At 38.4% G+C, this 320-nt stretch carries 1 protein-coding gene; it reads left to right on the top strand.

Translation table 11 applies throughout. From position 1 onward, the window contains the following. Positions 1-320: sigma 54-interacting transcriptional regulator (locus tag V7659_RS29715; RefSeq protein WP_335543630.1), on the top strand; the 320-nt coding region annotated here is incomplete at both ends.

Here is a 320-nt window from a genome sequence, read left to right as displayed (position 1 = left end):
CGGTGAACTTCCAGTGAATACACATGCAAAACTTCTCAGGGTTCTTCAGGAAAAAGAGATCATCCGGGTAGGCGGGACTAAGCCTATTTCCATTAATGTTAGGATTATTGCGGCAACTAATGTCAATTTAGAAAAAGGTATTGCTAAAGGCTCCTTTCGGGAAGACTTATATTATCGATTAAATCGTATGCCCATCCATATTCCTCCTTTAAGGAAACGTAAGGAGGAAATCCCTCTTTTAAATGAAAGGCTTATTCAAAAAATAAGTCAGGATTATGGAAGAAATGTAGAAGGAATTACCCCAGCTGCACTAAAGCAAT

Source organism: Neobacillus drentensis (assembly GCF_036966985.1).
Taxonomy (GTDB): domain Bacteria; phylum Bacillota; class Bacilli; order Bacillales; family Cytobacillaceae; genus Neobacillus; species Neobacillus drentensis_E.
This window is presented reverse-complemented; position numbering and strand designations above follow the sequence as displayed.